At 72.5% G+C, this 21,979-nt stretch carries 22 protein-coding genes; 8 read left to right on the forward strand and 14 right to left on the reverse strand.

Features of this window, described 5'->3' with window-relative positions:
- The first annotated feature begins 196 nt into the window (after nt 1-196).
- Nucleotides 197-1,453 carry a PTS transporter subunit EIIC gene (locus ACIRBY_RS29660; RefSeq protein ID WP_403906198.1) on the forward strand — a complete coding sequence of 419 codons (1,257 nt, stop codon included), beginning with the start codon at nt 197-199 and terminating at the stop codon, nt 1,451-1,453.
- Between the two features lie 72 nt (nt 1,454-1,525).
- Here ACIRBY_RS29660 and ACIRBY_RS29665 read toward each other — a convergent pair whose 3' ends face one another.
- Nucleotides 1,526-2,278, reverse strand: coding sequence for an MBL fold metallo-hydrolase (locus tag ACIRBY_RS29665; RefSeq protein ID WP_403906200.1), 753 nt, complete (start codon nt 2,276-2,278; stop codon nt 1,526-1,528).
- Nucleotides 2,279-2,484: 206 nt separating this feature from the next.
- Here ACIRBY_RS29665 and ACIRBY_RS29670 point away from each other — a divergent pair, with 206 nt between their 5' ends.
- Nucleotides 2,485-2,907, forward strand: a complete 423-nt coding sequence (locus tag ACIRBY_RS29670; protein WP_403906203.1) for a hypothetical protein — start codon at nt 2,485-2,487, stop codon at nt 2,905-2,907.
- Entirely contained in the window at nt 2,904-3,263 is a 360-nt protein-coding gene (locus ACIRBY_RS29675) for a DUF488 domain-containing protein (RefSeq protein ID WP_403906206.1), read from the forward strand. The genes ACIRBY_RS29670 and ACIRBY_RS29675 overlap by 4 nt, the downstream gene beginning before the upstream one ends.
- 266 nt (nt 3,264-3,529) lie before the next feature.
- Here the strand turns inward: ACIRBY_RS29675 and ACIRBY_RS29680 are convergent, their stop codons facing one another.
- The 7 genes from ACIRBY_RS29680 to clpS all read right to left on the reverse strand — a co-directional run bounded on the left by ACIRBY_RS29680 (nt 3,530) and on the right by clpS (nt 8,305).
- Nucleotides 3,530-4,480 carry a cysteine synthase gene (locus ACIRBY_RS29680; RefSeq protein ID WP_366452203.1) on the reverse strand — a complete coding sequence of 317 codons (951 nt, stop codon included), beginning with the start codon at nt 4,478-4,480 and terminating at the stop codon, nt 3,530-3,532.
- Complete coding sequence (locus ACIRBY_RS29685; protein ID WP_366452204.1) at nt 4,480-4,758, reverse strand: MoaD/ThiS family protein; 279 nt, start codon at nt 4,756-4,758, stop codon at nt 4,480-4,482. The genes ACIRBY_RS29680 and ACIRBY_RS29685 overlap by 1 nt, the downstream gene beginning before the upstream one ends.
- An 86-nt stretch (nt 4,759-4,844) precedes the next feature.
- Nucleotides 4,845-4,952 carry a putative leader peptide gene (locus tag ACIRBY_RS29690; protein ID WP_311736929.1) on the reverse strand — a complete coding sequence of 36 codons (108 nt, stop codon included), beginning with the start codon at nt 4,950-4,952 and terminating at the stop codon, nt 4,845-4,847.
- A 77-nt stretch (nt 4,953-5,029) separates the two neighbouring features.
- Nucleotides 5,030-5,452, reverse strand: coding sequence for a Mov34/MPN/PAD-1 family protein (locus ACIRBY_RS29695; RefSeq protein ID WP_403906212.1), 423 nt, complete (start codon nt 5,450-5,452; stop codon nt 5,030-5,032).
- A gap of 161 nt (nt 5,453-5,613) precedes the next feature.
- A complete protein-coding gene (locus ACIRBY_RS29700) occupies nt 5,614-7,065 on the reverse strand; it encodes an amino acid permease (protein WP_403906214.1) in 1,452 nt (483 codons plus the stop codon).
- Nucleotides 7,066-7,391: 326 nt separating this feature from the next.
- Entirely contained in the window at nt 7,392-7,991 is a 600-nt protein-coding gene (locus ACIRBY_RS29705) for a DUF2017 domain-containing protein (RefSeq protein WP_403906217.1), read from the reverse strand.
- On the reverse strand, nt 7,991-8,305 hold the full coding sequence (gene clpS, locus ACIRBY_RS29710; RefSeq protein ID WP_366452208.1) for an ATP-dependent Clp protease adapter ClpS: 315 nt from the start codon (nt 8,303-8,305) through the stop codon (nt 7,991-7,993). Before clpS ends, ACIRBY_RS29705 begins: the two co-directional genes overlap by 1 nt.
- Nucleotides 8,306-8,403: 98 nt before the next feature.
- On the opposite strand from clpS, the gene ACIRBY_RS29715 reads away from it, so the two are divergent.
- Complete coding sequence (locus ACIRBY_RS29715; RefSeq protein ID WP_403906220.1) at nt 8,404-9,732, forward strand: nicotinate phosphoribosyltransferase; 1,329 nt, start codon at nt 8,404-8,406, stop codon at nt 9,730-9,732.
- A 157-nt stretch (nt 9,733-9,889) separates the two neighbouring features.
- Nucleotides 9,890-10,495 (forward strand): nicotinamidase, encoded by a 606-nt coding sequence (locus ACIRBY_RS29720; protein ID WP_403906223.1) that lies wholly within the window; start codon nt 9,890-9,892, stop codon nt 10,493-10,495.
- A 217-nt stretch (nt 10,496-10,712) separates the two neighbouring features.
- Here ACIRBY_RS29720 and ACIRBY_RS29725 read toward each other — a convergent pair whose 3' ends face one another.
- A complete protein-coding gene (locus ACIRBY_RS29725; RefSeq protein ID WP_403906225.1) occupies nt 10,713-11,015 on the reverse strand; it encodes a hypothetical protein in 303 nt (100 codons plus the stop codon).
- 112 nt (nt 11,016-11,127) lie between these two features.
- The gene (locus tag ACIRBY_RS29730) at nt 11,128-13,512 is read right to left on the reverse strand and encodes an immune inhibitor A domain-containing protein (RefSeq protein WP_403906228.1); all 2,385 of its coding nucleotides are present in this window, start codon (nt 13,510-13,512) and stop codon (nt 11,128-11,130) included.
- A 451-nt stretch (nt 13,513-13,963) separates the two neighbouring features.
- On the opposite strand from ACIRBY_RS29730, the gene ACIRBY_RS29735 reads away from it, so the two are divergent.
- A complete protein-coding gene (locus ACIRBY_RS29735; RefSeq protein ID WP_403906230.1) occupies nt 13,964-14,269 on the forward strand; it encodes a hypothetical protein in 306 nt (101 codons plus the stop codon).
- 41 nt (nt 14,270-14,310) lie between these two features.
- Here ACIRBY_RS29735 and ACIRBY_RS29740 read toward each other — a convergent pair whose 3' ends face one another.
- Together ACIRBY_RS29740 and ACIRBY_RS29745 are read right to left on the reverse strand one after the other, a co-directional pair.
- Nucleotides 14,311-15,078 (reverse strand): RDD family protein, encoded by a 768-nt coding sequence (locus tag ACIRBY_RS29740; protein WP_403906232.1) that lies wholly within the window; start codon nt 15,076-15,078, stop codon nt 14,311-14,313.
- A 76-nt stretch (nt 15,079-15,154) separates the two neighbouring features.
- The gene (locus ACIRBY_RS29745) at nt 15,155-16,789 is read right to left on the reverse strand and encodes an RDD family protein (protein ID WP_403906234.1); all 1,635 of its coding nucleotides are present in this window, start codon (nt 16,787-16,789) and stop codon (nt 15,155-15,157) included.
- A gap of 312 nt (nt 16,790-17,101) precedes the next feature.
- Between ACIRBY_RS29745 and ACIRBY_RS29750 the strand changes: the two genes are divergently transcribed.
- Nucleotides 17,102-17,584: an SsgA family sporulation/cell division regulator gene (locus ACIRBY_RS29750; protein ID WP_403906235.1), complete on the forward strand. Its 483-nt coding sequence runs from the start codon at nt 17,102-17,104 to the stop codon at nt 17,582-17,584.
- A gap of 47 nt (nt 17,585-17,631) precedes the next feature.
- Here the strand turns inward: ACIRBY_RS29750 and ACIRBY_RS29755 are convergent, their stop codons facing one another.
- On the reverse strand, nt 17,632-19,023 hold the full coding sequence (locus ACIRBY_RS29755; protein ID WP_403906238.1) for an FAD-binding oxidoreductase: 1,392 nt from the start codon (nt 19,021-19,023) through the stop codon (nt 17,632-17,634).
- 96 nt (nt 19,024-19,119) lie between these two features.
- Between ACIRBY_RS29755 and ACIRBY_RS29760 the strand changes: the two genes are divergently transcribed.
- Nucleotides 19,120-20,646, forward strand: a complete 1,527-nt coding sequence (locus ACIRBY_RS29760; RefSeq protein WP_403906240.1) for a tetratricopeptide repeat protein — start codon at nt 19,120-19,122, stop codon at nt 20,644-20,646.
- A gap of 75 nt (nt 20,647-20,721) precedes the next feature.
- Here the strand turns inward: ACIRBY_RS29760 and hppD are convergent, their stop codons facing one another.
- Nucleotides 20,722-21,867 (reverse strand): 4-hydroxyphenylpyruvate dioxygenase, encoded by a 1,146-nt coding sequence (hppD, locus tag ACIRBY_RS29765; RefSeq protein WP_403906243.1) that lies wholly within the window; start codon nt 21,865-21,867, stop codon nt 20,722-20,724.
- Nucleotides 21,868-21,979: the final 112 nt, after the last annotated feature.

The following is a 21,979-nucleotide window of genomic DNA, read 5'->3' on the forward strand; positions in this document are numbered from 1 at the left end:
CCGGAGGCCCTTCGTCCTGTGGCCTAGGCCACACAAAATCGAAGGTTCCTTATCTAACCCCGACCGTGCTACAACTGGTCTACACCACCTAATGGTGTAGACCATGCCGCTGCGGAGCAGCCAGTGGTCTCTTCCGAGACGCCGCCACCCCATTCTCCCCTGTCCCTGGCAGCGCCTTGCCCACTGGAGGAAGCCCATGTCCACAGCGACCGCTGCGGAGAAGAAGAAGGGCGCTGGCGTGATGGCCGTCATGCAGCGCATCGGCCGGAGCCTCATGCTCCCCGTCGCGGTGCTGCCGGCCGCCGCACTGCTGGTCCGCCTCGGCGACAAGGACATGCTGGGCTCGGCCTCGATGCCGGAGTTCATCAACAAGATCGCCGGCTACATGTCCGCGGGCGGCGGCGCGATCCTGGACAACATGGCGCTGCTGTTCGCCGTGGGCATCGCGATCGGCTACGCGAAGAAGTCGGACGGCTCGACGGCCCTGGCCGCCGTCACCGGCTACCTGGTCTTCAAGAACGTGCTCGCCACGTTCACCGACTCCAACCTCCCGAAGATCGCCAAGGTGGTCGACGGGAAGATCGCCATGGTCGAGGCGCCGGTGGACGCCAAGGTCCTCGGCGGCGTCGTCATGGGCCTCGTGGTCGCCCTGATCTACCAGAAGTTCTACCGGACCAAGCTCCCCGAGTGGGCGGGCTTCTTCGGCGGCCGCCGCCTGGTCCCGATCCTCTCGGCCTTCGCCGGCCTGCTGATCGGCATCGTCTTCGGCCTCATCTGGCCGGTCCTCGGCACGGGTCTGCACAGCTTCGGTGAGTGGCTCGTCGGTTCCGGCGCCGTCGGCGCGGGCATCTTCGGCGTCGCCAACCGCGGTCTGATCGCGGTCGGCATGCACCACCTGCTCAACTCCTTCCCGTGGTTCCAGGCGGGCGAGTACAACGGCAAGAGCGGCGACATCGCCCGCTTCCTCGCCGGCGACCCGAGCGCCGGACAGTTCATGACCGGCTTCTTCCCGATCATGATGTTCGCCCTGCCGGCCGCGTGCCTCGCGATCGTCCACTGCGCCCGCCCCGAGCGCCGCAAGGTCGTCGGCGGCATGATGCTCTCCCTCGCGCTGACCTCGTTCGTCACCGGCGTGACCGAGCCCATCGAGTTCACCTTCATGTTCATCGCGCCGGTGCTCTACGCCGTCCACGCGGTCCTGACCGGTGTCTCCATGGCCCTCACCTGGGCGCTGGGCATGAAGGACGGCTTCGGCTTCTCCGCCGGCGCCATCGACTACCTGCTGAACCTCGGCAAGGCCACGAACCCGGCCGGGCTGGCGCTGGTCGGCCTCTGCTTCGCGGCGCTCTACTACGTGATCTTCCGCTTCGCGATCACCAAGTGGAACCTGCCGACGCCGGGCCGCGAGTCCGACGAGGAGCTCGCGGAGCTGGCGAAGGCCGAGGCCAAGTAGGTTTCGTAGGCGGCACTACGCGACGGAGCCCCCGCTCTCCCGGAAGGGAGGGCGGGGGCTCCGTCGTTCGTATCAGACCTCGTAGACGGCGCCGGCCTGCGCGAGGTCGACGCGGCCGTCGTAGACCGCGCGGGCGTCCGCCAGGTTCTGCCCGGCGTCGGTCCACGGCGGGATGTGCGTCAGCACGAGCCGCCCGACCCGGCCGTCGCGCGCGTACTCGCCGGCCTCGCGGCCGTTGAGGTGGAGGTCCGGGATGGCCTCCTTGCCGTACGTGAAGGAGGCCTCGCACAGGAACAGGTCCGCGCCCTCGGCCAGCGTCCCCAGCTCGGGGCAGACCCCGGTGTCCCCGGAGTACGCCAGCACCCGCCCGCCGTGCTCGACGCGGATCCCGTACGACTCGACCGGGTGGCTGACCCGCTCGGTGCGGACCGTGAACGGGCCGATCTCGAAGGCGGCGGACTTCAGCGTGCGGAAGTCGAAGACCTCGCTCATGGAGCGCTCGTCCGGGACGTCGTCGTAGGCCGTGGTCAGCCGCTGCTCGGTGCCCTCCGGCCCGTACACCGGCAGGGGGGCGCAGCGGCCGCCCTCGTGGCGGTAGTAGCGGGCGACGAAGTAGGCGCACATGTCGATGCAGTGGTCGGCGTGCAGATGGCTCAGGAAGACCGCGTCGAGGTCGTACAGGCCGCAGTGCTGCTGGAGCGCGCCGAGGGAGCCGTTGCCCATGTCGAGGAGCAGCCGGAAGCCGTCGGCCTCGACGAGATAGCTCGAACAAGCCGAATCCGCTGACGGGAAGGACCCCGAACAGCCGACGACGGTGAGCTTCATGGAGCGTGAACCTCCGTGGACGGTCCGTGGACGGAGTGCGGGCCGTGCGTGCGTCGAGCGTAAGGCGCGAAACCTCCGGTCGCTCCTCCGCGGCAGGCCGTTGTGGGGGGAATCACCTGTGCTGTCACCCAGGGGAGCGACGGCGGGTACGTGCGTTGCCGCGTCGCTGCCGCGCCGGGGGTGGCCGTCGCGGCTACGGTCGGTTCATGGACACGTCCTGGTGGTTCGCCGTGGTGGCGGCGGTCGCCGTGGTGGTGGCGGTGCTGGTCCCCCGGCACGTCAGGAGGCGGGCGGCCGCGCCCCCGGCGCCGCCGCACGGGCTCGGGCCGCCGCCGCGGGTGCGGCCCGGTGAGCTGTGGTGCCTGGCGGACGGGCGGCCGTGCCTGGTGCTGTCGGCGCGGCCGCACCGGGAGTCGGCGCGGGTGGCGTGGATCGTGGGCAAGTACGACGACCGGCGGCCCGGGGTCGTCCCGCTGCCGCCGGGCATGGCGGGGGTCGGGGGCCGCGGCGGCTTCCTGGAGGCGGACCGGCCGCAGGAGGTGTCGGTGTGGGAGTTCCGGCAGCGGCTGGGCACGCTGGACCCGGCGCTGTGGGACGAGGCCAAGGGGCTGGGAGGCGGTACCGGATGACCGGGCGGAACATCAGGCTGCGGCGCGTCTACGATCCCCCCGAACCGGAGGCGGACGGCGTGCGGGTGCTCGTGGACCGGCTGTGGCCGCGCGGGCTGTCGAAGGAGGCGGCCGCGGTGGACGAGTGGCCGAAAGAGCTCGCGCCGTCGACGGAGCTGCGGAAGTGGTTCCACGGGGGCGGGTCGCCGGCGGAGTTCCGGGTGCGGTACGAGGAGGAGCTCGCGGGGGCGGGGGCGGGGGCGGGGCTGGACCGGCTCCGCTCGCTCGCGGCGGCCGGCCCGCTGACGCTGCTCACCGCGGTCCGCGACCCGGCGGACAGCCACGCCGCGATCCTGGCGGAGCACCTGGCGCCGTGACACCGGGCCGGGCGGCGCCGCCGGTCCGCGGGTGCCACGGGTGCGGGCTGCCGCCGGTCGGGGGGCACGGGTGCGGGCTGCCGCCCCGGTCGGGGTGGCACGGGTGCGGGCTGCCGCTGCGCGGAGCCGGCCCCCTGCCCGCCCTTTCACCGTTTCCGGGGGCTCCGCCCCCGACCCCGTACGGGCGGCTCCGCGCCCGTCGCCTCGAACGCCGGCGGGGCTGGGAGCAGCCCCGCCGGGGCTGCGGGGCGGAGCCCCCCGGGGGCCTACGCCCAGAGCTGGCCCTGGAGGACCTCGATGGCCTCCTCCGTCGTCGCCGCCGTGTAGACGCCCGTCGACAGGTACTTCCAGCCGCCGTCGGCGACGACGAACACGATGTCGGCGCTCTCGCCGGCGGCGACCGCCTTGCGGCCGACGCCGATGGCCGCGTGCAGGGCGGCGCCGGTGGAGACGCCCGCGAAGATGCCCTCCTGCTGGAGGAGTTCACGGGTGCGGGTCACCGCGTCCGCCGAGCCCACCGAGTAGCGGGTCGTCAGGACCGAGGCGTCGTACAGCTCGGGGACGAAGCCCTCGTCGAGGTTGCGCAGGCCGTAGACGAGGTCGTCGTACCGCGGCTCCGCGGCCACGATCTTGACCCCGGGCACCTGCTCGCGCAGGTAGCGGCCGACGCCCATCAGGGTGCCCGTCGTGCCCAGGCCGGCCACGAAGTGGGTGATCGAGGGGAGGTCCGCCAGGATCTCGGGGCCGGTGGTGGCGTAGTGGGCGCCCGCGTTGTCCGGGTTGCCGTACTGGTAGAGCATCACCCAGTCGGGGTGCTCCGCCGCCAGTTCCTTCGCCACCCGCACCGCGGTGTTGGAGCCTCCCGCGGCCGGCGACGAGATGATCTCGGCTCCCCACATCGCGAGAAGGTCGCGGCGCTCCTGCGAGGTGTTCTCCGGCATGACGCACACGATCCGGTAGCCCTTGAGCTTCGCGGCCATCGCGAGCGAGATGCCGGTGTTGCCGGAGGTGGGCTCCAGGATGGTGCAGCCGGGGAAGAGCCGGCCGTCCTTCTCCGCCTGCTCGATCATGTGGAGCGCCGGGCGGTCCTTGATCGAGCCGGTCGGGTTGCGGTCCTCCAGCTTGGCCCAGATCCGGACGTCCTCCGAGGGGGACAGCCGCGGCAGGCGGACCAGCGGGGTGTTGCCGACCGCCGCGAGCGGGGAGTCGTAGCGCATTACTTCGAGCCGCCGGCCACGGCCGGGAGGATGGTGACGCTGTCGCCGTCCTTGAGGGCGGTGGCGATGCCGTCGATGAAGCGGACGTCCTCGTCGTTGAGGTAGACGTTCACGAAGCGGCGCAGCTTGCCGTCCTCCAGCAGGCGCGCCTCGATGCCCTTGTGACGGGTCTCCAGGTCCGCGAACAGCTCGGAGAGGGTGGCGCCCTCGCCGTTCACGGCCTTCTCGCCGTCGGTGTAGGTGCGGAGGATGGTGGGGATGCGGACCTCGATGGCCATGGCAGCGGGCTCCAGTGTCGTGAAGGAGGAGGGTGAGGAAGCGTGAGGGCGCGCTCTCGTGCGGCCCGCGCGCGGGGCCGTGGTGCTCAGGCGGCAGGACAGATGGCGCTGGCGAGGCGGCACAGGTCGACGTGCAGCCGCGCCACGAGCAGCAGCCTGCCGGGCGTCTCGATGCTCACGTCGTGGGAAACCATGCGGTCATGTTAACGATTCCCGGTCCCCCGTTTGGAGTGTGATCCCGCATCGTGGACGCCATCGGCTCACATGGTGGTCAGTAGGCCTCGACGACCTGCACTTCTTCCTCCGTGATCACACCGTCGACGATGCGGTACGAGCGGAACTGGAACTCGCCGAGGCCGTCGGTGTCGGCCGTGGAGACCAGGACGTAGTGGGCGCCGGGCTCGTTGGCGTAGGTGACGTCGGTGCGCGAGGGGTAGGCCTCGGTCGCGGTGTGCGAGTGGTAGACGATCACGGGCTCTTCGTCCCGGTCGTCGAGTTCGCGGTAGAGCTTCAGCAGGTCCTTCGAGTCGAACTCGTAGAACGTGGGCGAGCGGGCCGCGTTGAGCATCGGGATGAACCGCTCCGGGCGGCCGGCGCCCGCCGGGCCGGCCACGACGCCGCACGCCTCGTCGGGGTGGTCCTTGCGGGCGTGCTCGACGATCCGGTCGTACAGGTCCTGGGTGAGGGTCAGCATGGGCCACAGGATATGCAGACGGGCCCTCCCGTACCGAGGTGTGGTACGGGAGGGCCCATATCTTGGACAACACGGCCTGGACACGAGGTCCGCGGGGGCGCGGTTCCCGGCCGTGACAGGCGGCCGGGACCCGCGGCGCGGACCCGCTGTGCGCGGCTCGGCTACGCGGAGGTCGAGGCCTTCTCGAACGCGGTCCCGCTGGGGTTGCGGGCCTTGAGGACGAGGTAGGACACGCCGAGGATCAGACCCCACAGCGGGGCGCAGTACAGCGAGACGCGGGAGTCCTTGTCGAGGCCCATCATCACGATGACCATGCCGATGAAGGCCAGCGAGAAGTAGCTGGTGTACGGCGCGCCGGGGGTGCGGAAGGTCGACTGGGGCAGCTCGCCGCGGTCGGCCTTGGCGCGGTAGCGGATCTGGCAGACGAGGATGACGATCCAGGCCCACATGCCGGAGATGGTGGCGAAGGAGACGACGTAGTCGAAGGCCTTGCCGGGGGCGACGTAGTTGATCCAGACGCCGACGAGCATGAGGGCGGCGGAGAAGGTGGTGCCGACGAGCGGGGTGCCGCTCTTGGTGAGCTTGGTGAAGAACTTCGGGCCCTGGCCGTTGAGCGCGAGGTCGCGCAGCATGCGGCCGGTGGAGTACATGCCCGAGTTGCAGGAGGACAGGGCCGCGGTCAGGACGACGAAGTTGACGATCGCCGCGCCGACGCCCAGGCCCATCTTCTCGAAGGCGAGGACGAAGGGGCTCTCGCCGGCCTTGAAGTTGGACCACGGGATGACCGACATGATCATGATGAGCGCGCCGACGTAGAAGACGGCGATGCGCCACGGCACGGTGTTGATGGCCTTGGGCAGGGTCTTCGCCGGGTCCTTGGACTCGCCGGCGGTGACGCCGACCAGCTCGACCGCGAGGAAGGCGAACACGACGATCTGCAGGGTCATCAGCGTCTCGCCGATGCCGTTCGGGAAGAAGCCGCGGTCGTTCCAGAGGTTGGAGACGGAGGCGCCGGCGGCGGCGTCGGAGAAGCCCACGGTGAGGATGCCTGCGCAGATCAGGATCATGCCGACGATGGCGGTGACCTTGACCATGGAGAACCAGAACTCCAGCTCGCCGAAGAGCTTCACGGAGATCAGGTTGGCGGCGTAGAGGATGACCGTGAAGATCAGCGCGTAGGCCCACTGCGGGAAGCTGTCGTGCGTCCAGTACGACATGTACTTCGCGGCGGCGGTCACCTCGGTGATGCCGGTGACGACCCAGAACAGCCAGTACGTCCAGCCGGTCGCGTAGCCCCAGAACGGGCCGAGGAACTCGCGGGCGTAGTCGGAGAAGGAGCCCGAGACGGGGCGGTACATGAGCAGCTCGCCCAGGGCCCGCATGATGAAGAAGATGACCAGGCCGACGATCGCGTAGGCCAGGATCAGGCTGGGCCCGGCCTTCGAGATCGCCTTGCCCGCGCCCAGGAACAGGCCGGTGCCGATGGCCCCGCCGATCGCGATCATCTGGATCTGGCGGGCGCCGAGCGCGCGGTGGTAACCCTCGCCGTCGCCCTCGCCCTGCGCGCCCTCGCCGGGCGTCCTGTCGTGCTGCTCGACCTGCACAGAGGTCATGTTTGGTGCGCCTTTCTCCACGCCGACCCGCGCCTGAGACGGCTGCGGATCGGGTCCTCGATCCCCCCGGATACGGATGGAGTTGCACCCGGCGGTCAGCCGGTTCAAGCGGGCCGGGGGACATGGGTGGCGTCCCGGCGGCGGTCGTGAAGATTTATCACGCGCTTAGGGGAGGAGGAAGGGGCGAAATGCGACGCAGGGAGGGTTTAAATCCGGACATACGACCTGAAATAGATCAGATCACCGCATGGCGGTGATCTGATCGTTATCCGGATTTGAGCGTCCGCTGAGCGAACGGTGTGCGCAACCGGGGGTCCCCGGGGTCCTCAGAGGGTCTCGACGAGGGTTTCCTGGAGGCCGCCCAGCCAGAGGTACGCCATCACCATCGGCTTGCGCGGGTCCTCGTCCGGCAGCCGGTACAGCTCCCCGCTCTGCTCGTCGTCGGCGATCTCCAGCCGGGCCGCGATGGTCAGCCGCAGGTCGTTGAGGGCGCCGAGCCAGCGCAGCGGCAGCTCCCCGCCCAGCTCCAGCACCGCCGCCCCGTCGCCGCCCGGGGTGAGCGCGTCGAGGCTGCGCACGACGGCCAGCGCGTCCTCCCGCTTGCGGGTGCGCAGGTCGTTCTCGGTGAAGCGGCGGAACTCCGCCGAACGGGCGCGCACCTCCTCCGGGTCCTCACCGGGGCCCGCGCCGGGGCCCCCGTAGGCGTCGGGGAACAGCCGGGCCAGCGCCGGGTCGGACGGGGGCTCGGTGGGCCCCTCGGCGGCGAACAGCACGGCCAGCGGGTCGGCGTCCTCGGCGGGCTCCGGCTCGCCGGGGCCGATCAGCTCCAGCAGCTGCACCGCGAGGGAGCGCAGGATGGAGATCTCGATCTCGTCCAGCGCGACGGCGGCCCCGCCGCCCTTCAGCGGCTCGAACACGCCGCCCATCAGGTGCGGTCCTGCGAGAGGGTCGCCCAGAGCCCGTAGCCGTGCATCGCCTGCACGTCGCGCTCCATCTCCTCGCGGGTGCCGCTGGAGACGACCGCCCGTCCCTTGTTGTGGACGTCGAGCATCAGCCTGGTCGCCTTGTCCTTGGGGTAGCCGAAGTACGCCTGGAACACGTACGTCACGTAGCTCATGAGGTTGACCGGGTCGTTGTGGACCAGGGTCACCCAGGGGACGTCCGGTTCCGGGACCGCGAAGGTCTCCTCTGCCGACTCGGTCCGTTCGATCTCAATGGGAGCAACACTCACTTGTCCCATGCTGCCACTGTGACGGGCCCGTCGCACAAACGGGCCCCCGCGCCACCCCCGGCCCCACATCTCGTCACTTTGACGAAATGTGCGCTAGCATCCGTGTCATGAACCCTGCGGACCTGGGCCTGCCGGTGGACGTGCCGTCGACAGCGCTCTTCACCGACCACTACGAGCTCACGATGCTGCAGGCCGCCCTGGCCAACGGCACGGCCGACCGACGCTCCGTCTTCGAGGTCTTCACCCGGCGGCTGCCCGAGGGGCGCCGCTACGGCGTCCTGGCGGGGACCGGGCGCGTCCTGGACGCCGTGGAGAACTTCCGCTTCGACGGAGCGGTGCTGGAGTTCCTGCGCGAGCGGGCCGTCGTCGACATGCGGACCCTGGATTGGCTGGCCTCGTACCGCTTCTCGGGTGACATCTGGGGCTACCCGGAGGGGGAGGTCTACTTCCCCGGGTCCCCGGTGCTGCGCGTCGAGGGCAGCTTCGCCGAGTGCGTGCTGCTGGAGACGGTCGTCCTGTCGATCCTCAACCACGACTCGGCGATCGCGGCCGCCGCCTCCCGGATGGCCTCGGCGGCGGGCGACCGGCCGCTGATCGAGATGGGCGCGCGCCGCACGCACGAGCTGGCGGCGGTCGCGGCCTCGCGGGCCGCGTACGTGGGCGGCTTCACCTCGACCTCCGACCTCGCGGCCGGGTTCCGCTACGGGATCCCGACGGTCGGCACCAGCGCGCACGCCTTCACCCTGCTGCACGACAGCGAGCGGGACGCGTTCACCGCGCAGGTGGCCTCGCTGGGCTCCGGCACCACCCTGCTGGTGGACACGTACGACGTCGCCGAGGCCGTCCGCACGGCGGTGGAGGTCGCCGGGACGGGGCTGGGCGCGGTCCGGATCGACTCCGGCGACCTGCTGCTGGTCGCGCACCGCGTGCGCCAGCAGCTCGACGAGCTGGGGGCGACGGACACGCGGATCGTGGTCACCTCCGACCTGGACGAGTACGCCATCGCCTCGCTGGCGGCGGCCCCGGTGGACGCGTACGGCGTGGGCACGCAGCTGGTCACGGGCAGCGGGCACCCGACCTGCTCGATGGTCTACAAGCTGGTCGCGCGGGCGGAGTCGGCGGACCCGAAGGCCCCGCTGGTGCCGGTCGCGAAGAAGTCCTCGGGCGGCAAGACGTCGATCGGCGGCCGCAAGTGGGCGGCGCGGCGGGTGGACGCCGACGGGGTGGCGGAGGCGGAGGTGGTCGGGACCGGGCCGGTCCCGTCGTCCCTGGCCGACCGGCAGCTGCTGGTCCAGCTGGTCAAGGGCGGCGAGGTGGTGGCGCGCGAGCCCCTGGACGCGGTCCGCGCCCGGCACCGGCGGGCCCGGGCCGGCCTTCCCCTCTCGGCGACGCAGCTGTCCCGGGGCGAGCCGGTGATCCCGACGGAGTACGCGTGACCCGGGGGCCGCGCACCCGTCCCGCCCCGCCGCGGCCGGCCGGGGCGACGGGTGCGCGGCCCCCGTTTCGGGAAGGGGCGGGGTGGGGGAAGAGCCCCCGCAGGGCCCGACGCGCCGCACCGTACGACCATCCACACCGAGCCGAAGGGCACGCGACATGCACCGCGCACTGATCGTCGTCGACGTACAGAACGACTTCTGCGAAGGCGGCAGCCTCGCGGTCACCGGCGGGGCCGACGTCGCCGCCGCGATCACCGAGCTGATCGGGAACGCCACCGCCGGCTACCGGCACGTCGTGGCGACGCGCGACCACCACATCGACCCCGGACCGCACTTCGCCCGCCCCCCGGCGGAGCCGGACTACGAGAACTCCTGGCCCGTGCACTGCGTCGCCGGGACCGAGGGCGTCGGGTTCCACCCGAACTTCGCGCCCGCCGTCGCCTCGGGGGCCGTCGCCGCCGTCTTCGACAAGGGGGCGTACGAGGCCGCGTACAGCGGGTTCGAGGGCTCCGACGAGAACGGCGAGGGACTCGCCCGGTGGCTGCGCGAGCGGCAGGTGGACGAGGTCGACGTGGTCGGCATCGCCACCGACCACTGCGTCCGCGCCACCGCCCTCGACGCGGCCCGCGAGGGGTTCACCACCCGCGTCCTGCTCGACCTGACGGCCGCCGTGGCCCCGCACACCACCGAGAAGGCCCTGGAGGAGCTCCGGGCGGCCGGAGTGACCCTCGTCGGCACCGCGCCGGCCCGCGCCCACGACTGACGCCCGGCCCGCGCCCACGACTGACGCCCGGCGCGCCCCGCGCGGGCGCCGGGCGGGCGCCCGCCGGCCGGGCCGCGAAGGCCCCCGGCCGCCCCTGGGCGCGCCCGGGGCGTGCTTCCGGCCGCCGGGGCGCCACAGGGCTCCGGCGGGGCCGTAGGGGCGCCACAGGGCTCCGGCGGGGCCGTAGGGGCGCCGCGGCGGGCCGCCGTGACAGGGCCTAGTTCCCCAGCAGGGCCCGGATCGGGTGCCACAGCTCCGCCGCGGCGTCCGGGGCGCCCCGCCACAGCAGGCCGTCCGGGTGGTGGAGGACGGCCGTGATCTCGTCCGGGGTCGGCGGCTGGGCGTTGCCGCGCAGGTACACCGCCCGCATGCCGAGGTTCCGCAGCCTGGTCAGGGCGCGGGCCCGGTTCGCGGCGTGCACCAGCACGCGGACGTTCCCGCCCTCGCCGGACGGCCTCGGCAGCGTCAGCGCGACCACGACGCTGCCGCCCGGCAATCTGACGAAACCTCCACCTGGCATGATCCCCAGCTCCCCCGTCAATAAGAACAGTCGTCCGTGCATCTAAACGCGATCGGCCGCCGCCCGCTAGGGGGCGACGGCCGATCATGCTTTGACCTGCGGCTTTGCCGGACTACTTGCCGGAGGGGCCGACCTCGATCGTCATCTGGAGACCGTCGTAGGTCTCCTTCGCGATCTTGATCTTGGTGTTGGTGTCAGCGACCTTCACCGAACCGGTCGGGTTCTCGTCGTAGTAGTACTTGCCCTTGTGGTCGTCGAAGACCAGGTTGGCCGGCTTCGGCTTGACGAAGAGCGACTCGCCGTTCTTGTGCAGGGTGAACGCGTCCGTCGAGTAGGCGCTGAACGGGGCGTCGTACGGCTGGATCTTGTTGCGCAGCAGGGTGCCGTCGGCCCACTTCATCGGCTTGGCGTTGGCGTCGATCGGCAGGATCAGACCCGAGCCGGGGTGCTGGCTCGTGTTGTTGTCCTTCTGCGACTTGTCCCACAGCCAGATCAGCAGACCGTCCTGGTACGGGTAGTGCTCGACCCAGTTCGGCTTCGAGTTGGCCCAGCCGAAGTTGTACGGGCCCACCTTGAGGGTGGAGTCGTACGAGACGTAGCGGCGGTTCTCCGCGATGTAGTACTGCGGGTACTCCTTGGTGAAGCTCGCGCCGACCCGCTCGAACCCCTTGCCGGTCCAGCCGTTGTCGCCGTTCTCGGCACCGTCGGTGAACAGCGCCGCACCGTCGGCGGTCAGGGTGACGGCGTCGGCCGTGAAGCCCTTGCCGCCCGCGCCGCCGTCCGTCTGGTAGCGGAAGCGGAGGCTGATCTTCTGGCCCGCGTAGGCGTCGAGCGGGAAGTTCAGGGACTTCCAGGCGCCGGAGGCGCCGGTCAGCGAGGCGCTGCCGGAGGCGTCGGCCGGGATGGCCGCGCCGTCGGCGGTGCCGGCCAGCGCGTGCCAGGTGGCGCCGCCGTCCGTGGACACCTCGGTGTAGAGGAAGTCGTAGTCCTGCTCGATGTCCCACCAGCCCTTGAGGGACAGGGCCGCGGACTTCTTGCCCGTCAGGTCGACGGAGCGGGTCAGGGTGTTCTCGAGGTCGTCACCCATCTGGCTCCACCACTGCGAGGAACCCTCGGCGGGAGCGACGATGTCGGTCTTGACCTGCTTCTTCGGCAGCTCGACGACCAGCGCCTGCTTGTCCTTGGTGTTGTACTCCGAGACACCCAGCTTGTGCGTGGACTTCGTCGCGGCCGTTGCCTTGTCGAAGTTCAGCCAGCCCAGCTGGAGCTTGTCCCAGGCGGTCATGTCGCCCGGGAGGTCGCCTATGGAGTCCTTGCCCTCGCCGAGCCAGGAGCCCGCCGACATCAGGGACCAGAAGCCGACCGAGTTCTCGCCGCCGCCGGAGGTGTCGTAGAGGTCCGGCAGACCGAGGTCGTGGCCGTACTCGTGTGCGAAGACGCCGAGGCCGCCGTTCTCCGGCTGCATCGTGTAGTCGCCGACCCACATGCCGGTGTCGCCGATCTGGGTGCCGCCGGCCTTGTTGTTGGCGGGGCCGGTCTTGCCCTTGTCGGTGCCGTACGCGTACCAGCGGTGCGCCCACAGCGCGTTCGTGCCCTGCACGCCGCCGCCGGCCGACTCGTCCTCGCCCGCGTGGACGATCTGGAAGTGGTCGATGTAGCCGTCGGGCTCGTTGAAGTTGCCGTCGCCGTCGTAGTCGTTGCGGTCCCACTGGTCGTACTGCGCCAGCGTGGCCTTGATGTCGGCGTCGGACTTGCCGGCCTTCTTCTGGGCCTCCACCCACGCGTTCACACCGTCGCGGACGGCGTCCCACACGTTGGAGCAGTTGGTCTGGCCGCAGTAGTTCGAGCCGTAACGGGCCTCGTTCCACGGGATCTTGACCCAGTCGGCGACCTGGCCGTCGACCGAGTAGCGGCCCGAGGAGGTCTTCTCGTAGTAGGTCTTCAGCGAGTTCTTGCCCTGGCCGGTACCGAAGTACAGGTCCTGGAAGTAGTCGCGGCTGAAGTCCTTGCGCCAGGCGGTGCTGTTGTTGCTCGCGCGGTCGGGCTGCGCGATCTGGTTGTGCAGCGGGCCGGGCGTGCCCCCGTACTTGGGCTGCGGCGGCTTCGGGCCGTCCGGGCCGTCCGGGTCGAACATGGTCGTGTTGTCGACCTGGTCGCCGAAGTCGACGAGGATGGTGAAGATCTTGTCGGTCTTCTCGCGGCCGAGCTCGACGTACTTCTTGTCGTCGAGCTTGACGACCTTCGAGGCACCGCGCTGCTCGACCTGCTTCTTGCCCGACAGCACCTGGTCAAGGGCAGCCTCGCGCGCCTGCGCCTGCTGCTTGCTGAACGGGGTCTCCAGGTCGTGCTTGACCTTCTCCTGCGCAGGAGCGGTCGGGTCCTGCTTGCCCGAGGCGGGTACGTCGCCCCAACTGGTGTTCGTGGCCTGGGCCGTGGCGAAGAAGGCGCCCGAGGCGGCCGTGGCCGCCATGGTCACGCCGACGACGGCGGCGCGCATCGCGCGACGCCTTGCGGAATTGCCGGTCACTTGATGTCGTTCCCCTCCCGCGGCCGCGACGAAGGGTCGGAACGTCTCCATAGGAGCGGGGGGTTCCGCGCGGCGCGCGTCTCAAGTGACGACATTTGACCGGAGAGTCTAAAGAAAAGACAGACCTTGACTTCTTCCTTACAACTGCACTATGCGGTCAGCGAGTTCCGCTATTCGGACGTTTGACGTCATCGGGGCCTTCCGGGGCGAAGGGACCTCCCGCCGCCGCCCGGCTGCCGGTTGCGACCCGGTTTGTGACCCCGTGCGCCCCCCTGTGCCCCTGACACCGTGGGTAAGGTCACGCTTACCCGTGCCCCTCCTCGGGCATCCCGTCCTATGGGTCATCCGGCGCGCGCGACCGTCGGGCCGACTCCGAGCCGACGCACCCCCGCACCTGCCGCCTCCGAGGACGGAACACGTCATGCCGCGTCCGACTGCCGCACAGCTCGCCTACGGCTCCGCCACCGTCATCGTGTCGACGATCGCCATGCTGCTGCTCTCGCAGACGAGTACGGGGATCGGGGTCGCGGTGATCTCCGCCGCCGCGCTCGCCCTCGGGCTGCTGGTCGCCCTCACCGTGCCCCTCCCGCGCCGCCGCGGCCGGCACGCCGCCGCGCGCCGCGGCCGGCAGACCGCTCCCGTGGCCGCGGCCCCGGACGGGGAGCCCGCCGCCGCCCGGGTGCCGGAGCCCCGGACGGCCCCCGTGGAGCACTCCGTCCACCGTTGAGCCGCCTGCGCGGACGCGCACGGTCGTGTCCTGAGCCCGGCTCAGGGCACCGAGACCACCACGGTCTTGGCGGCCTTGTCGTGCAGGCCCTGCTGGTAGGGCTTGTCGACCAGGATCGAGATGCCCACGATGACCCACCACAGGCCGCAGCACAGGAAGAACGGCACCCACAGGGTGGCCGCCCGGCCGGCGGCGGCGCCGGAGGGGGGCACGCTGCCGTTGTCGAGCATGGCCACCCGCAGGCGCATCGCCTTCTTGCCGAGGGTCTGGCCGCCCTTGTGCGTGAAGAACCAGTCGTAGCCGATGAAGGCGGCGATGTAGAGCAGCCACCACAGCAGGAAGGCGCCGCCGAGCCATCGGGAGGCGCTGTCGGTCAGCTCCCCGCTCTGGTCGGTGTCGGTGGGGAGCGCGACGCCGACGGCGAAGAGGATCAGCCAGAGCGGGATGAGCACGACCAGCACGTCGATGATGCGGGCGACGAGCCGCTTGCCCATGTCCGCCAGCGGGGGCATGCCGGCGAGCGGGTCCGGCACGCCGTAGCCGCCGTACGGGGGCGGCGGGGGCGGGTAGCCGCCCCCGGGCGGGCCTGCGGGCGGGGGCGGGGCGCCGCCGCCCGCCGGACCGCCGGGCGGGGGCGGGGAGCCGTAGGGCGAACCGCTCGGCGGGGGTGGGGAGCCGTACGGCGAACCGCTCGGCGGGGGTGGGGAGCCGTACGGCGAACCGCTGGACGGGGGCGTCGGTTCCTGGGGCTTCTTGAGGAACGGGTCGTCCTCGGGCGGCTCGCCCGGCGGCGGCTGGTCGGTGCTCATGGCCCGAGTCGAACCCGGTCCCGCCACCCCCGCAACGCGGCGGTGTCCGTCCGGGCGACGGGTCCGCGCCCGGGGGTCAGCGGGCCACGTACGTCCCGGCGGCCTTGTCGTGCCAGGCCTGCCGGCGCGGGCGGTCGACCAGGCACCAGAGGCTGCCCGGCAGGCCGAGGAGCGCGTAGAGGAGCCAGCGGAGCAGGGCCGCGCCGAAGCCGGGCGGGCGCAGGCCGGCGGTGGTCAGCACCCGCACCCCGCACAGCTTCTTGCCGGGGGTGCGGCCCCAGCGGGCGGTGGGCAGGGCCTCGTAGAACACCCCGAACAGCAGGACGGCGGCCAGGACGAGGCCCAGCCGGCCGGCGGTGGTGGCGTCGAGCAGCCACACGGTGGTGGTGCGCCCGCCGGCCCGGGCGGCGTCGACCTTGGCCTGGAGATGGGCCGTCACCCCCGGTACGAGGGGCAGCGCGGCGGCGACGGCCACCCCGGCGAGGACGAGCGAGTCCAGGCCCCGGGCCAGCCCCCGCCGCACCAGCCCGGCGGGCCGTACGGCGCGCTCCGCCATGCGCTCGAAGAGGGCCCGGGCGTCCTCCCGCTCGGGCGCCGCGGCGGGGGCGGACGAGGGGGCGTGCGCGGTGGCGGGAGCGTGCGCGGCGGACCCCGCAGGGGCCGTGCCCGCACCGGCACGGGCACCGGGGGCGGGCCGCGCCGGGTCCTGGCCTCCGGCCCGCGCGCCCGAGCCGGAGGCCGCCGCCCGGCCGGAGGCCGGGGCCGGAACCCGGGCGGGGCCGGCCGGGGCCCCCGAGGGCTCGGGCCACCGCCCCGAGGCCGGAGCCGGGGCGTCGGACCGGCCCGGCGCGGGGGCGGCACCGGGGCCGGGGTGCGTGCCCGGGTGGGAGTCCGCCCGTGCGGACTCCCCCGCCGGAGCCGGGGCCTGCGCCGGACCGGCGGCCGGTGCGGCGGACCACGCCCGGGCGGACCGTCCGGCCGGAGCCTGGGCCCCGGGCCACTCCCGGTCGGCGTCCTCCGCCGGATCGGGAGCGGGAGCCGCCGGAGCGGCCGGCCACGCCCGGGCCGGACTCCCGGCCCGGCCGGCCCCGCCGGCCCCGCCCGGGCCGGACGAGCCGGCCGGAGCGGCGGCGTCCGCCGGGGGCGCGGGACGTTCCGGGGAGCGGGGCGGGGCGGCGGCCCGGGCCGTGGCCTCGGGCCAGCTGGACGTGAGGCCCGAGACGCCCGTGCCCGGGGCTTCCGGCCAGGCGGACGGGCGGGCGGGGAGGATGCCCACGCTCTCGGCGGCGGCCTGCGCGGGCAGCCGCCGTCCGGCGGGCGCGGCGGCCGGGCGGGCCAGGGAGATCCCGGCGGGCCGGGCGTCCTCGGGCTCCCCGACGTCCGGGCCGCCCCAGGAGACCCGGACGTCGCGGGGCCCGCCGAACCCTGCCTGGTGCGCGGGATCCGCCTGCCAGGCCGGCGCCGGCGCGTGGTCCCGTGCCGGTGGCCGGTGACCGGGGCCGGGGCCGGGGTCCGGCAGGGCCTCGGTCGCGGAGGTCTCGTCGAGGAACACCGGCCCCGTCTCCTCCACCGGGGCGGGGGCGGGGGCGGGACGGCTGGTACCCGGGACCCAGGCGGCGCCGTTCCAGTACCGGACGTACCCGGGGATGGACGGATCGGGGTAGTAGCCCTCGCGGGCCGCGTGCTCGCCGTCACCAGGGGAGGCCGTCAATGTCCCCAACTCCGATCGTGGCTCAAGGCTTGTGCAGGGGAGGACCCAAGGGGAGGACCATAGCCAAGAACCCCCTCCCGCCAGGTCCGGTAACGGCAGATTCCAAGCCTTTGAGCGAACCTCACCCCGACCCCGGCCCGGTCGCGACCCCGCCTCCGCCCCAACCGATCGTTTTCAGCCAACCTAAAGATTTCGGCCAATCTTCGAACCGGTGCCGGAAGTCGCGTCATACCCGGGCACACGGGCGCTCCCTCCGGACGTGGGGCCGTCCGCGCCCCGCGCCCGCAACCGACGCACCGAAGTGAGGCCCCCGTGCACCACCACCCCGTCATCGAGCGCGAGCTGGAGCTCAAGCTCGTCCTGTCCCCCGAACGCGGCATCCGCGTCCCCGCGAAGCTGCTCTACCTCACCGACGACCCCTACGCCGTGCACATCACCTTCCACATCGGCACCAGCACCCCGGTCAACTGGACCTTCGCCCGCGAGCTGCTCGTCGAGGGGGTGTTCCGCCCCTGCGGCCACGGGGACGTCCGGATCTGGCCCACGAAGGTCGACGGGGAGTCCGTGCTGTGCATGGCGCTCAGCTCCCCCGACGGCGACGCCCTCCTGGAGGCCCCGGCCGGCGCGGTGTCGGCCTGGCTGGAGCGCACCCTGCGCGTGGTGCCGCCCGGGAGCGAGGCGGAGCGGCTGCGCCTGGACGAGGCGCTGGCCGAACTGCTCACCCCGACCCCGGTCGACGAGCTGTGGCTGCGCGACCCGTGGCCCTCGGACGAGACCGCGGACGGCGACCTGTGATGCGCACCCCCACGGACACGCAGGCCCCGACCCGTACGGGCGGCCCGTCAGAAGAGCTTGCCGGGGTTCATCAGCCCGAGCGGGTCGAAGGCCCGCTTGACGGCGCGCTGCATCTCCAGGCCGACCGGCCCGAGTTCGCGGGCCAGCCATTCCTTCTTCAGCACCCCGACGCCGTGCTCGCCGGTGATGGTCCCGCCCAGGGCCAGCCCGAGGGCCATGATCTCGTCGAAGGACTCCCGGGCCCGCCGCGCCTCGTCCTCGTCCGCGGGGTCGAAGCAGACGACCGGGTGGGTGTTGCCGTCGCCCGCGTGCGCGCAGACGCCGATGAGGAGGTCGTACGTCCGCGCGATGGCGGCCGTGCCGTCCAGCATCTCGGCGAGCCTCGACCGGGGCACGCAGACGTCGTCGATCATCGTCGCGGGCCGCAGGGCCTCCAGGGCGGTCAGGGACATCCGCCGGGCCTGGAGCAGGAGTTCCGACTCCGCCTCGTCCTCGGCGGGTACGACGGCACTCGCCCCGGCGGCCGTGCACAGTTCGCCGACGGCGGCGAGGTCGGCGGGCGCGTCCGGGGTGTCGAAGGCGGCCAGCAGCAGCGCCTCCGTGCTGTCGGGCAGGCCCATCCTGCCGAGGGCGTTGACGGCGCGGACGGTCGTGCGGTCCATCAGCTCCAGCAGCGAGGGGACCAGGCCTGCCTCCATGACGGCGCAGACGGCGTCGCAGGCGGCCGCGACGGACGGGAACTCGGCCGCCAGCGCCAGCTGCCGCGGCGGCGCCGGCCGCAGCGCCAGGACGGCGCCCACGACCACGCCCAGGCTGCCCTCGGAGCCCACGAAGAGCCGGGTCAGGTCATATCCGGCGACCCCCTTGGCGGTGCGCCGCCCGGTGCGCAGCAGCCGCCCGTCGGCCAGGACCACGTCCAGGCCGAGCACGTACTCGGCGGTGACCCCGTACTTGACGCAGCACAGCCCGCCCGAGGCGGTGCCGATGTTGCCGCCGATCGTGCACTGCTCCCAGCTGGAGGGGTCGGGCGGGTAGTACAGGCCCTGTTCGGCGACGGCCCGGGAGAGGACCGCGTTGACCACGCCCGGCTCGACGACGGCGATCCGGTCGACGGCGGAGACCTCCAGGATCCGGTCCATCCTCACGAGGGACAGGACGATGCAGCCGTCGGAGGCGTTGGCGGCCCCGGAGAGGCCCGTACGGGCGCCCTGGGGGACCACGGGGACCCGTAGGGCGGTCGCGGTGCGCATCACGTGCCGCACCTGCTCCACGGTCCGCGGCAGGACGACGGCGGCCGGGGTGCCGGCGGGGCAGAAGCCGGCCATGTCGGTGGCGTACGAGGCGGTCACCTGGGGGTCGGTGAGGACCGCTTCGGGCGGGAGGCCCTCGCGCAGCCGCGCGAGGAGACCGGGGTGCGGAGGGGCGAGGTCGTCGTCCATGGGGCCAGAGTGGCAGCCGGGGCCATCGGTGTGAACACGGCTGCGGTGGGCTTCGGACACCCGGGCGGCCTCTTCATATTGACGCACAGTGAGCGCATGGACGGTTTCGACGAGCATTCCCCGCAGCCCGCGCCGCCCGTGACGTTCACCGGCCGCAAGACGGTGGTGGCGGCCGCGGTGACGGTGGTCCTGATCGCCGCGACCCTGCTGATCCGCCCCGCCCGCACGGGCGACGACGCGCGTCCTCCGGGGCCGAGCGAGCGGGCCGCGTCGGCGGTGGGCATGGGCGCCCCGGTGGCGGCGGTGGACCTGACGGCGCTGGTGGCGGACCGGGAGAAGTGGCTCGCCGGGCATCCGGACGACGACGCTTCGTGGGCGGTGCTCGGTTCGGCGTACCTGGAGCAGGCGCGGCGGACGGCCGATTCCGGCTGGTTCCCGAAGGCGGAGCGGGCCCTGAAGCGGTCGCTGGAGGTGCGGCCCGCGGAGAAGGGCAACCTCGACGCGATGACGGGCATGGGCGCTCTGGCGGGCGCCCGGGGGGACTTCGCGACGGCCCGCAAGTGGGGCGAGCTGGTCCGGGCGCAGTCGCCGCAGCGCTGGACGGCGTACCCGGTCCTCGTGGACGCGTACACGGGCCTGGGCGACTACAAGGGCGCGCAGAAGGCGATGGACCGGCTGCTGGAGCTGCGGCCGGGGCTGGCCGGGCACCTGAGGGCCGCGCAGGTCTACCGGGACCGGGGCTGGCGCGAGGACGCGGTGGTGTCGCTGGAGGCGGCGGGGGGTGCGGCGAAGTCCCCGGCGGAGAAGGCGTACGTGCTGTTCCGGCTCGGGGAGCTGGCCTGGGAGCGGGGCGACCCGGCGGAGGCGCTGCGCCAGTACGAGGCCGCGCAGCGCACGGACCCGGCGCAGGCGGAGGCGCTGGGGGGTCGGGCGCGGGCACTGGCGGCGCTGGGGCGGGGCGGGGAGGCGGTGCGCGACTACCGGCTGGCGCTGGGGCGTACGCCGCTGCCGCGGCTGGCGCTGGAGCTGGGCGAGCTGCTGGATTCGCTGGGGCGGCCGCAGGAGGCGCGGGCGCAGTACGAGGCGGTGTCGGCGCTGGCGGCGCGGAGCACGGCGGACGGGGTCGACCAGGAGGTGGTGCTGGGCCTGTTCGAGGCGGACCACGGCGACCCGGCGGTGGCGGTGCGCCGGCTGTCGGCGGAGTGGGAGCGGCACAAGAGCGTGCAGGTGGCCGACGCGCTGGGGTGGGCGCTGCACCGCAGCGGGGAGGACACGGCGGCGCTGGAGTACGCGAAGAAGGCCACGGAGCCGGGGCTGCGGAGCGCGGAGTTCGCGTACCACCGGGCGGTGGTGGAGCAGGGCCTGGGGGACGAGGCGGCGGCGCGGCGGCACCTCCAGGAGGTCGAGCGGACGAACCCGCTCTTCTCGCCGGTCCGCGGCCCGCTGGCGAAGGAGGCCCTGGCCTCGATCGGCCAGCCGGCGCCGGGCGGCCCGGAGAACATGCAGCCGCGCACGCCGTGGGTGGCCCCGGAGCTGCCGAAGCCCCGGCCGAAGCCGAGGCCTGCGGCGCAGCCCGCGAAGCCGGCCCCGGCGAAGCCGAAGCCGAGCCCCTCGGGGAGGTGAGGTGGGGCGAGGCGAGGTCCCCGACCCGCCCTTCCACCGTTCCCGGGGGCTCCGCCCGGCCCGGGGACCCGCGACCTACAGGTTGCCCCGCTTCTCCTGCTCCCGCTCGATGGCCTCGAACAGGGCCTTGAAGTTGCCCTTGCCGAAGCCCATCGACCCGTGGCGCTCGATGATCTCGAAGAACACGGTCGGACGGTCCTGCACCGGCTTGGTGAAGATCTGCAGCAGGTACCCGTCCTCGTCCCGGTCCGCGAGGATCTTCAGCTCGCGCAGCTCGTCGATCGGGACGCGCGTGTCTCCGACCCACTCGCCGAGCGTGTCGTAGTACGTGTCCGGCACGGACAGGAACTCGACGCCCGCCGCGCGCATGGCGCGCACGGTGGCGACGATGTCGTTCGAGGCCAGCGCGATGTGCTGCACGCCGGGGCCGTTGTAGAACTCGAGGTACTCGTCGATCTGCGACTTCTTCTTCGCGATCGCCGGCTCGTTGATCGGGAACTTGACCTTCTTGGTGCCGTCCGCGACGACCTTGGACATCAGCGCCGAGTACTCGGTCGCGATGTCGTCGCCCACGAACTCCTTCATGTTCGTGAAGCCCATGACCTTGTTGTAGAACCCGACCCACTCGTTCATGCGGCCGAGCTCGACGTTGCCGACGCAGTGGTCGATCGCCTGGAAGGTGCGCTTGGCCGGCGCCGCGACCAGCGGCTCGCGCGCCACGTAGCCGGGCAGGTAGGGGCCGGTGTAGTCGACGCGCTCGACGAGCGTGTGGCGGGTCTGGCCGTACGTGGCGATCGCGGCCAGCACGACGGTGCCGTGCTCGTCCTTGACCTCGTACGGCTCGTCGAGCCCGCGGGCGCCCTGCTCGACGGCGTACGCGTAGGCGGCGCGCACGTCGGGGACCTCGATGGCGAGGTCGATGACGCCGTCACCGTGCTCGGCGACGTGCTCGGCGATGAAGCGGCCGTGGTCGGTCGTCGCCTTGATGACCGAGGTCAGGACGAAGCGTGCGGAGCCGTTGGTCAGGACGTAGCTGGCGGTCTCCCGGCTGCCGTTCTCCGGTCCGGAGTAGGCGACGAGCTTCATGCCGAAGGCGGTCGAGTAGTAGTGCGCGGCCTGCTTGGCGTTGCCGACGGCGAAGACGACCGCGTCCATGCCCTTCACCGGGAAGGGGTCTGCCTCACGCGCGGTCTGCGGGGTGGTGTCCAGGGTCTCAGTCATGTGCGCAGCGTCCCGCCGTTCCACAAGCTGCGCAATAGTTTCCATTTCCGCTGTACAGATTGCCCAGCGCGGCCCGAGGATGACTGAGAGATCTGTGCAGTATGACCAGCCG

Source organism: Streptomyces sp. NPDC096136 (assembly GCF_044763325.1).
Lineage (GTDB): Bacteria > Actinomycetota > Actinomycetes > Streptomycetales > Streptomycetaceae > Streptomyces.

Excerpts from the sequence above, each read along its gene's own strand:
- ACIRBY_RS29760 (WP_403906240.1), top strand. The coding sequence starts at position 19,120 with ATGGACGGTTTCGACGAGCATTCCCCGCAGCCCGCGCCGCCCGTGACG.
- ACIRBY_RS29670 (WP_403906203.1), top strand. The coding sequence starts at position 2,485 with ATGGACACGTCCTGGTGGTTCGCCGTGGTGGCGGCGGTCGCCGTGGTG.
- ACIRBY_RS29700 (WP_403906214.1), bottom strand. The coding sequence starts at position 7,065 with ATGACCTCTGTGCAGGTCGAGCAGCACGACAGGACGCCCGGCGAGGGC.
- ACIRBY_RS29665 (WP_403906200.1), bottom strand. The coding sequence starts at position 2,278 with ATGAAGCTCACCGTCGTCGGCTGTTCGGGGTCCTTCCCGTCAGCGGAT.
- ACIRBY_RS29690 (WP_311736929.1), bottom strand. The coding sequence starts at position 4,952 with ATGGTTTCCCACGACGTGAGCATCGAGACGCCCGGCAGGCTGCTGCTC.
- ACIRBY_RS29660 (WP_403906198.1), top strand. The coding sequence starts at position 197 with ATGTCCACAGCGACCGCTGCGGAGAAGAAGAAGGGCGCTGGCGTGATG.
- ACIRBY_RS29715 (WP_403906220.1), top strand. The coding sequence starts at position 8,404 with ATGAACCCTGCGGACCTGGGCCTGCCGGTGGACGTGCCGTCGACAGCG.
- clpS (WP_366452208.1), bottom strand. The coding sequence starts at position 8,305 with ATGGGACAAGTGAGTGTTGCTCCCATTGAGATCGAACGGACCGAGTCG.
- ACIRBY_RS29680 (WP_366452203.1), bottom strand. The coding sequence starts at position 4,480 with ATGCGCTACGACTCCCCGCTCGCGGCGGTCGGCAACACCCCGCTGGTC.
- ACIRBY_RS29685 (WP_366452204.1), bottom strand. The coding sequence starts at position 4,758 with ATGGCCATCGAGGTCCGCATCCCCACCATCCTCCGCACCTACACCGAC.
- ACIRBY_RS29740 (WP_403906232.1), bottom strand. The coding sequence starts at position 15,078 with ATGAGCACCGACCAGCCGCCGCCGGGCGAGCCGCCCGAGGACGACCCG.
- ACIRBY_RS29725 (WP_403906225.1), bottom strand. The coding sequence starts at position 11,015 with ATGCCAGGTGGAGGTTTCGTCAGATTGCCGGGCGGCAGCGTCGTGGTC.
- ACIRBY_RS29705 (WP_403906217.1), bottom strand. The coding sequence starts at position 7,991 with ATGGGCGGCGTGTTCGAGCCGCTGAAGGGCGGCGGGGCCGCCGTCGCG.
- hppD (WP_403906243.1), bottom strand. The coding sequence starts at position 21,867 with ATGACTGAGACCCTGGACACCACCCCGCAGACCGCGCGTGAGGCAGAC.
- ACIRBY_RS29720 (WP_403906223.1), top strand. The coding sequence starts at position 9,890 with ATGCACCGCGCACTGATCGTCGTCGACGTACAGAACGACTTCTGCGAA.
- ACIRBY_RS29755 (WP_403906238.1), bottom strand. The coding sequence starts at position 19,023 with ATGGACGACGACCTCGCCCCTCCGCACCCCGGTCTCCTCGCGCGGCTG.
- ACIRBY_RS29675 (WP_403906206.1), top strand. The coding sequence starts at position 2,904 with ATGACCGGGCGGAACATCAGGCTGCGGCGCGTCTACGATCCCCCCGAA.
- ACIRBY_RS29695 (WP_403906212.1), bottom strand. The coding sequence starts at position 5,452 with ATGCTGACCCTCACCCAGGACCTGTACGACCGGATCGTCGAGCACGCC.
- ACIRBY_RS29735 (WP_403906230.1), top strand. The coding sequence starts at position 13,964 with ATGCCGCGTCCGACTGCCGCACAGCTCGCCTACGGCTCCGCCACCGTC.
- ACIRBY_RS29730 (WP_403906228.1), bottom strand. The coding sequence starts at position 13,512 with ATGCGCGCCGCCGTCGTCGGCGTGACCATGGCGGCCACGGCCGCCTCG.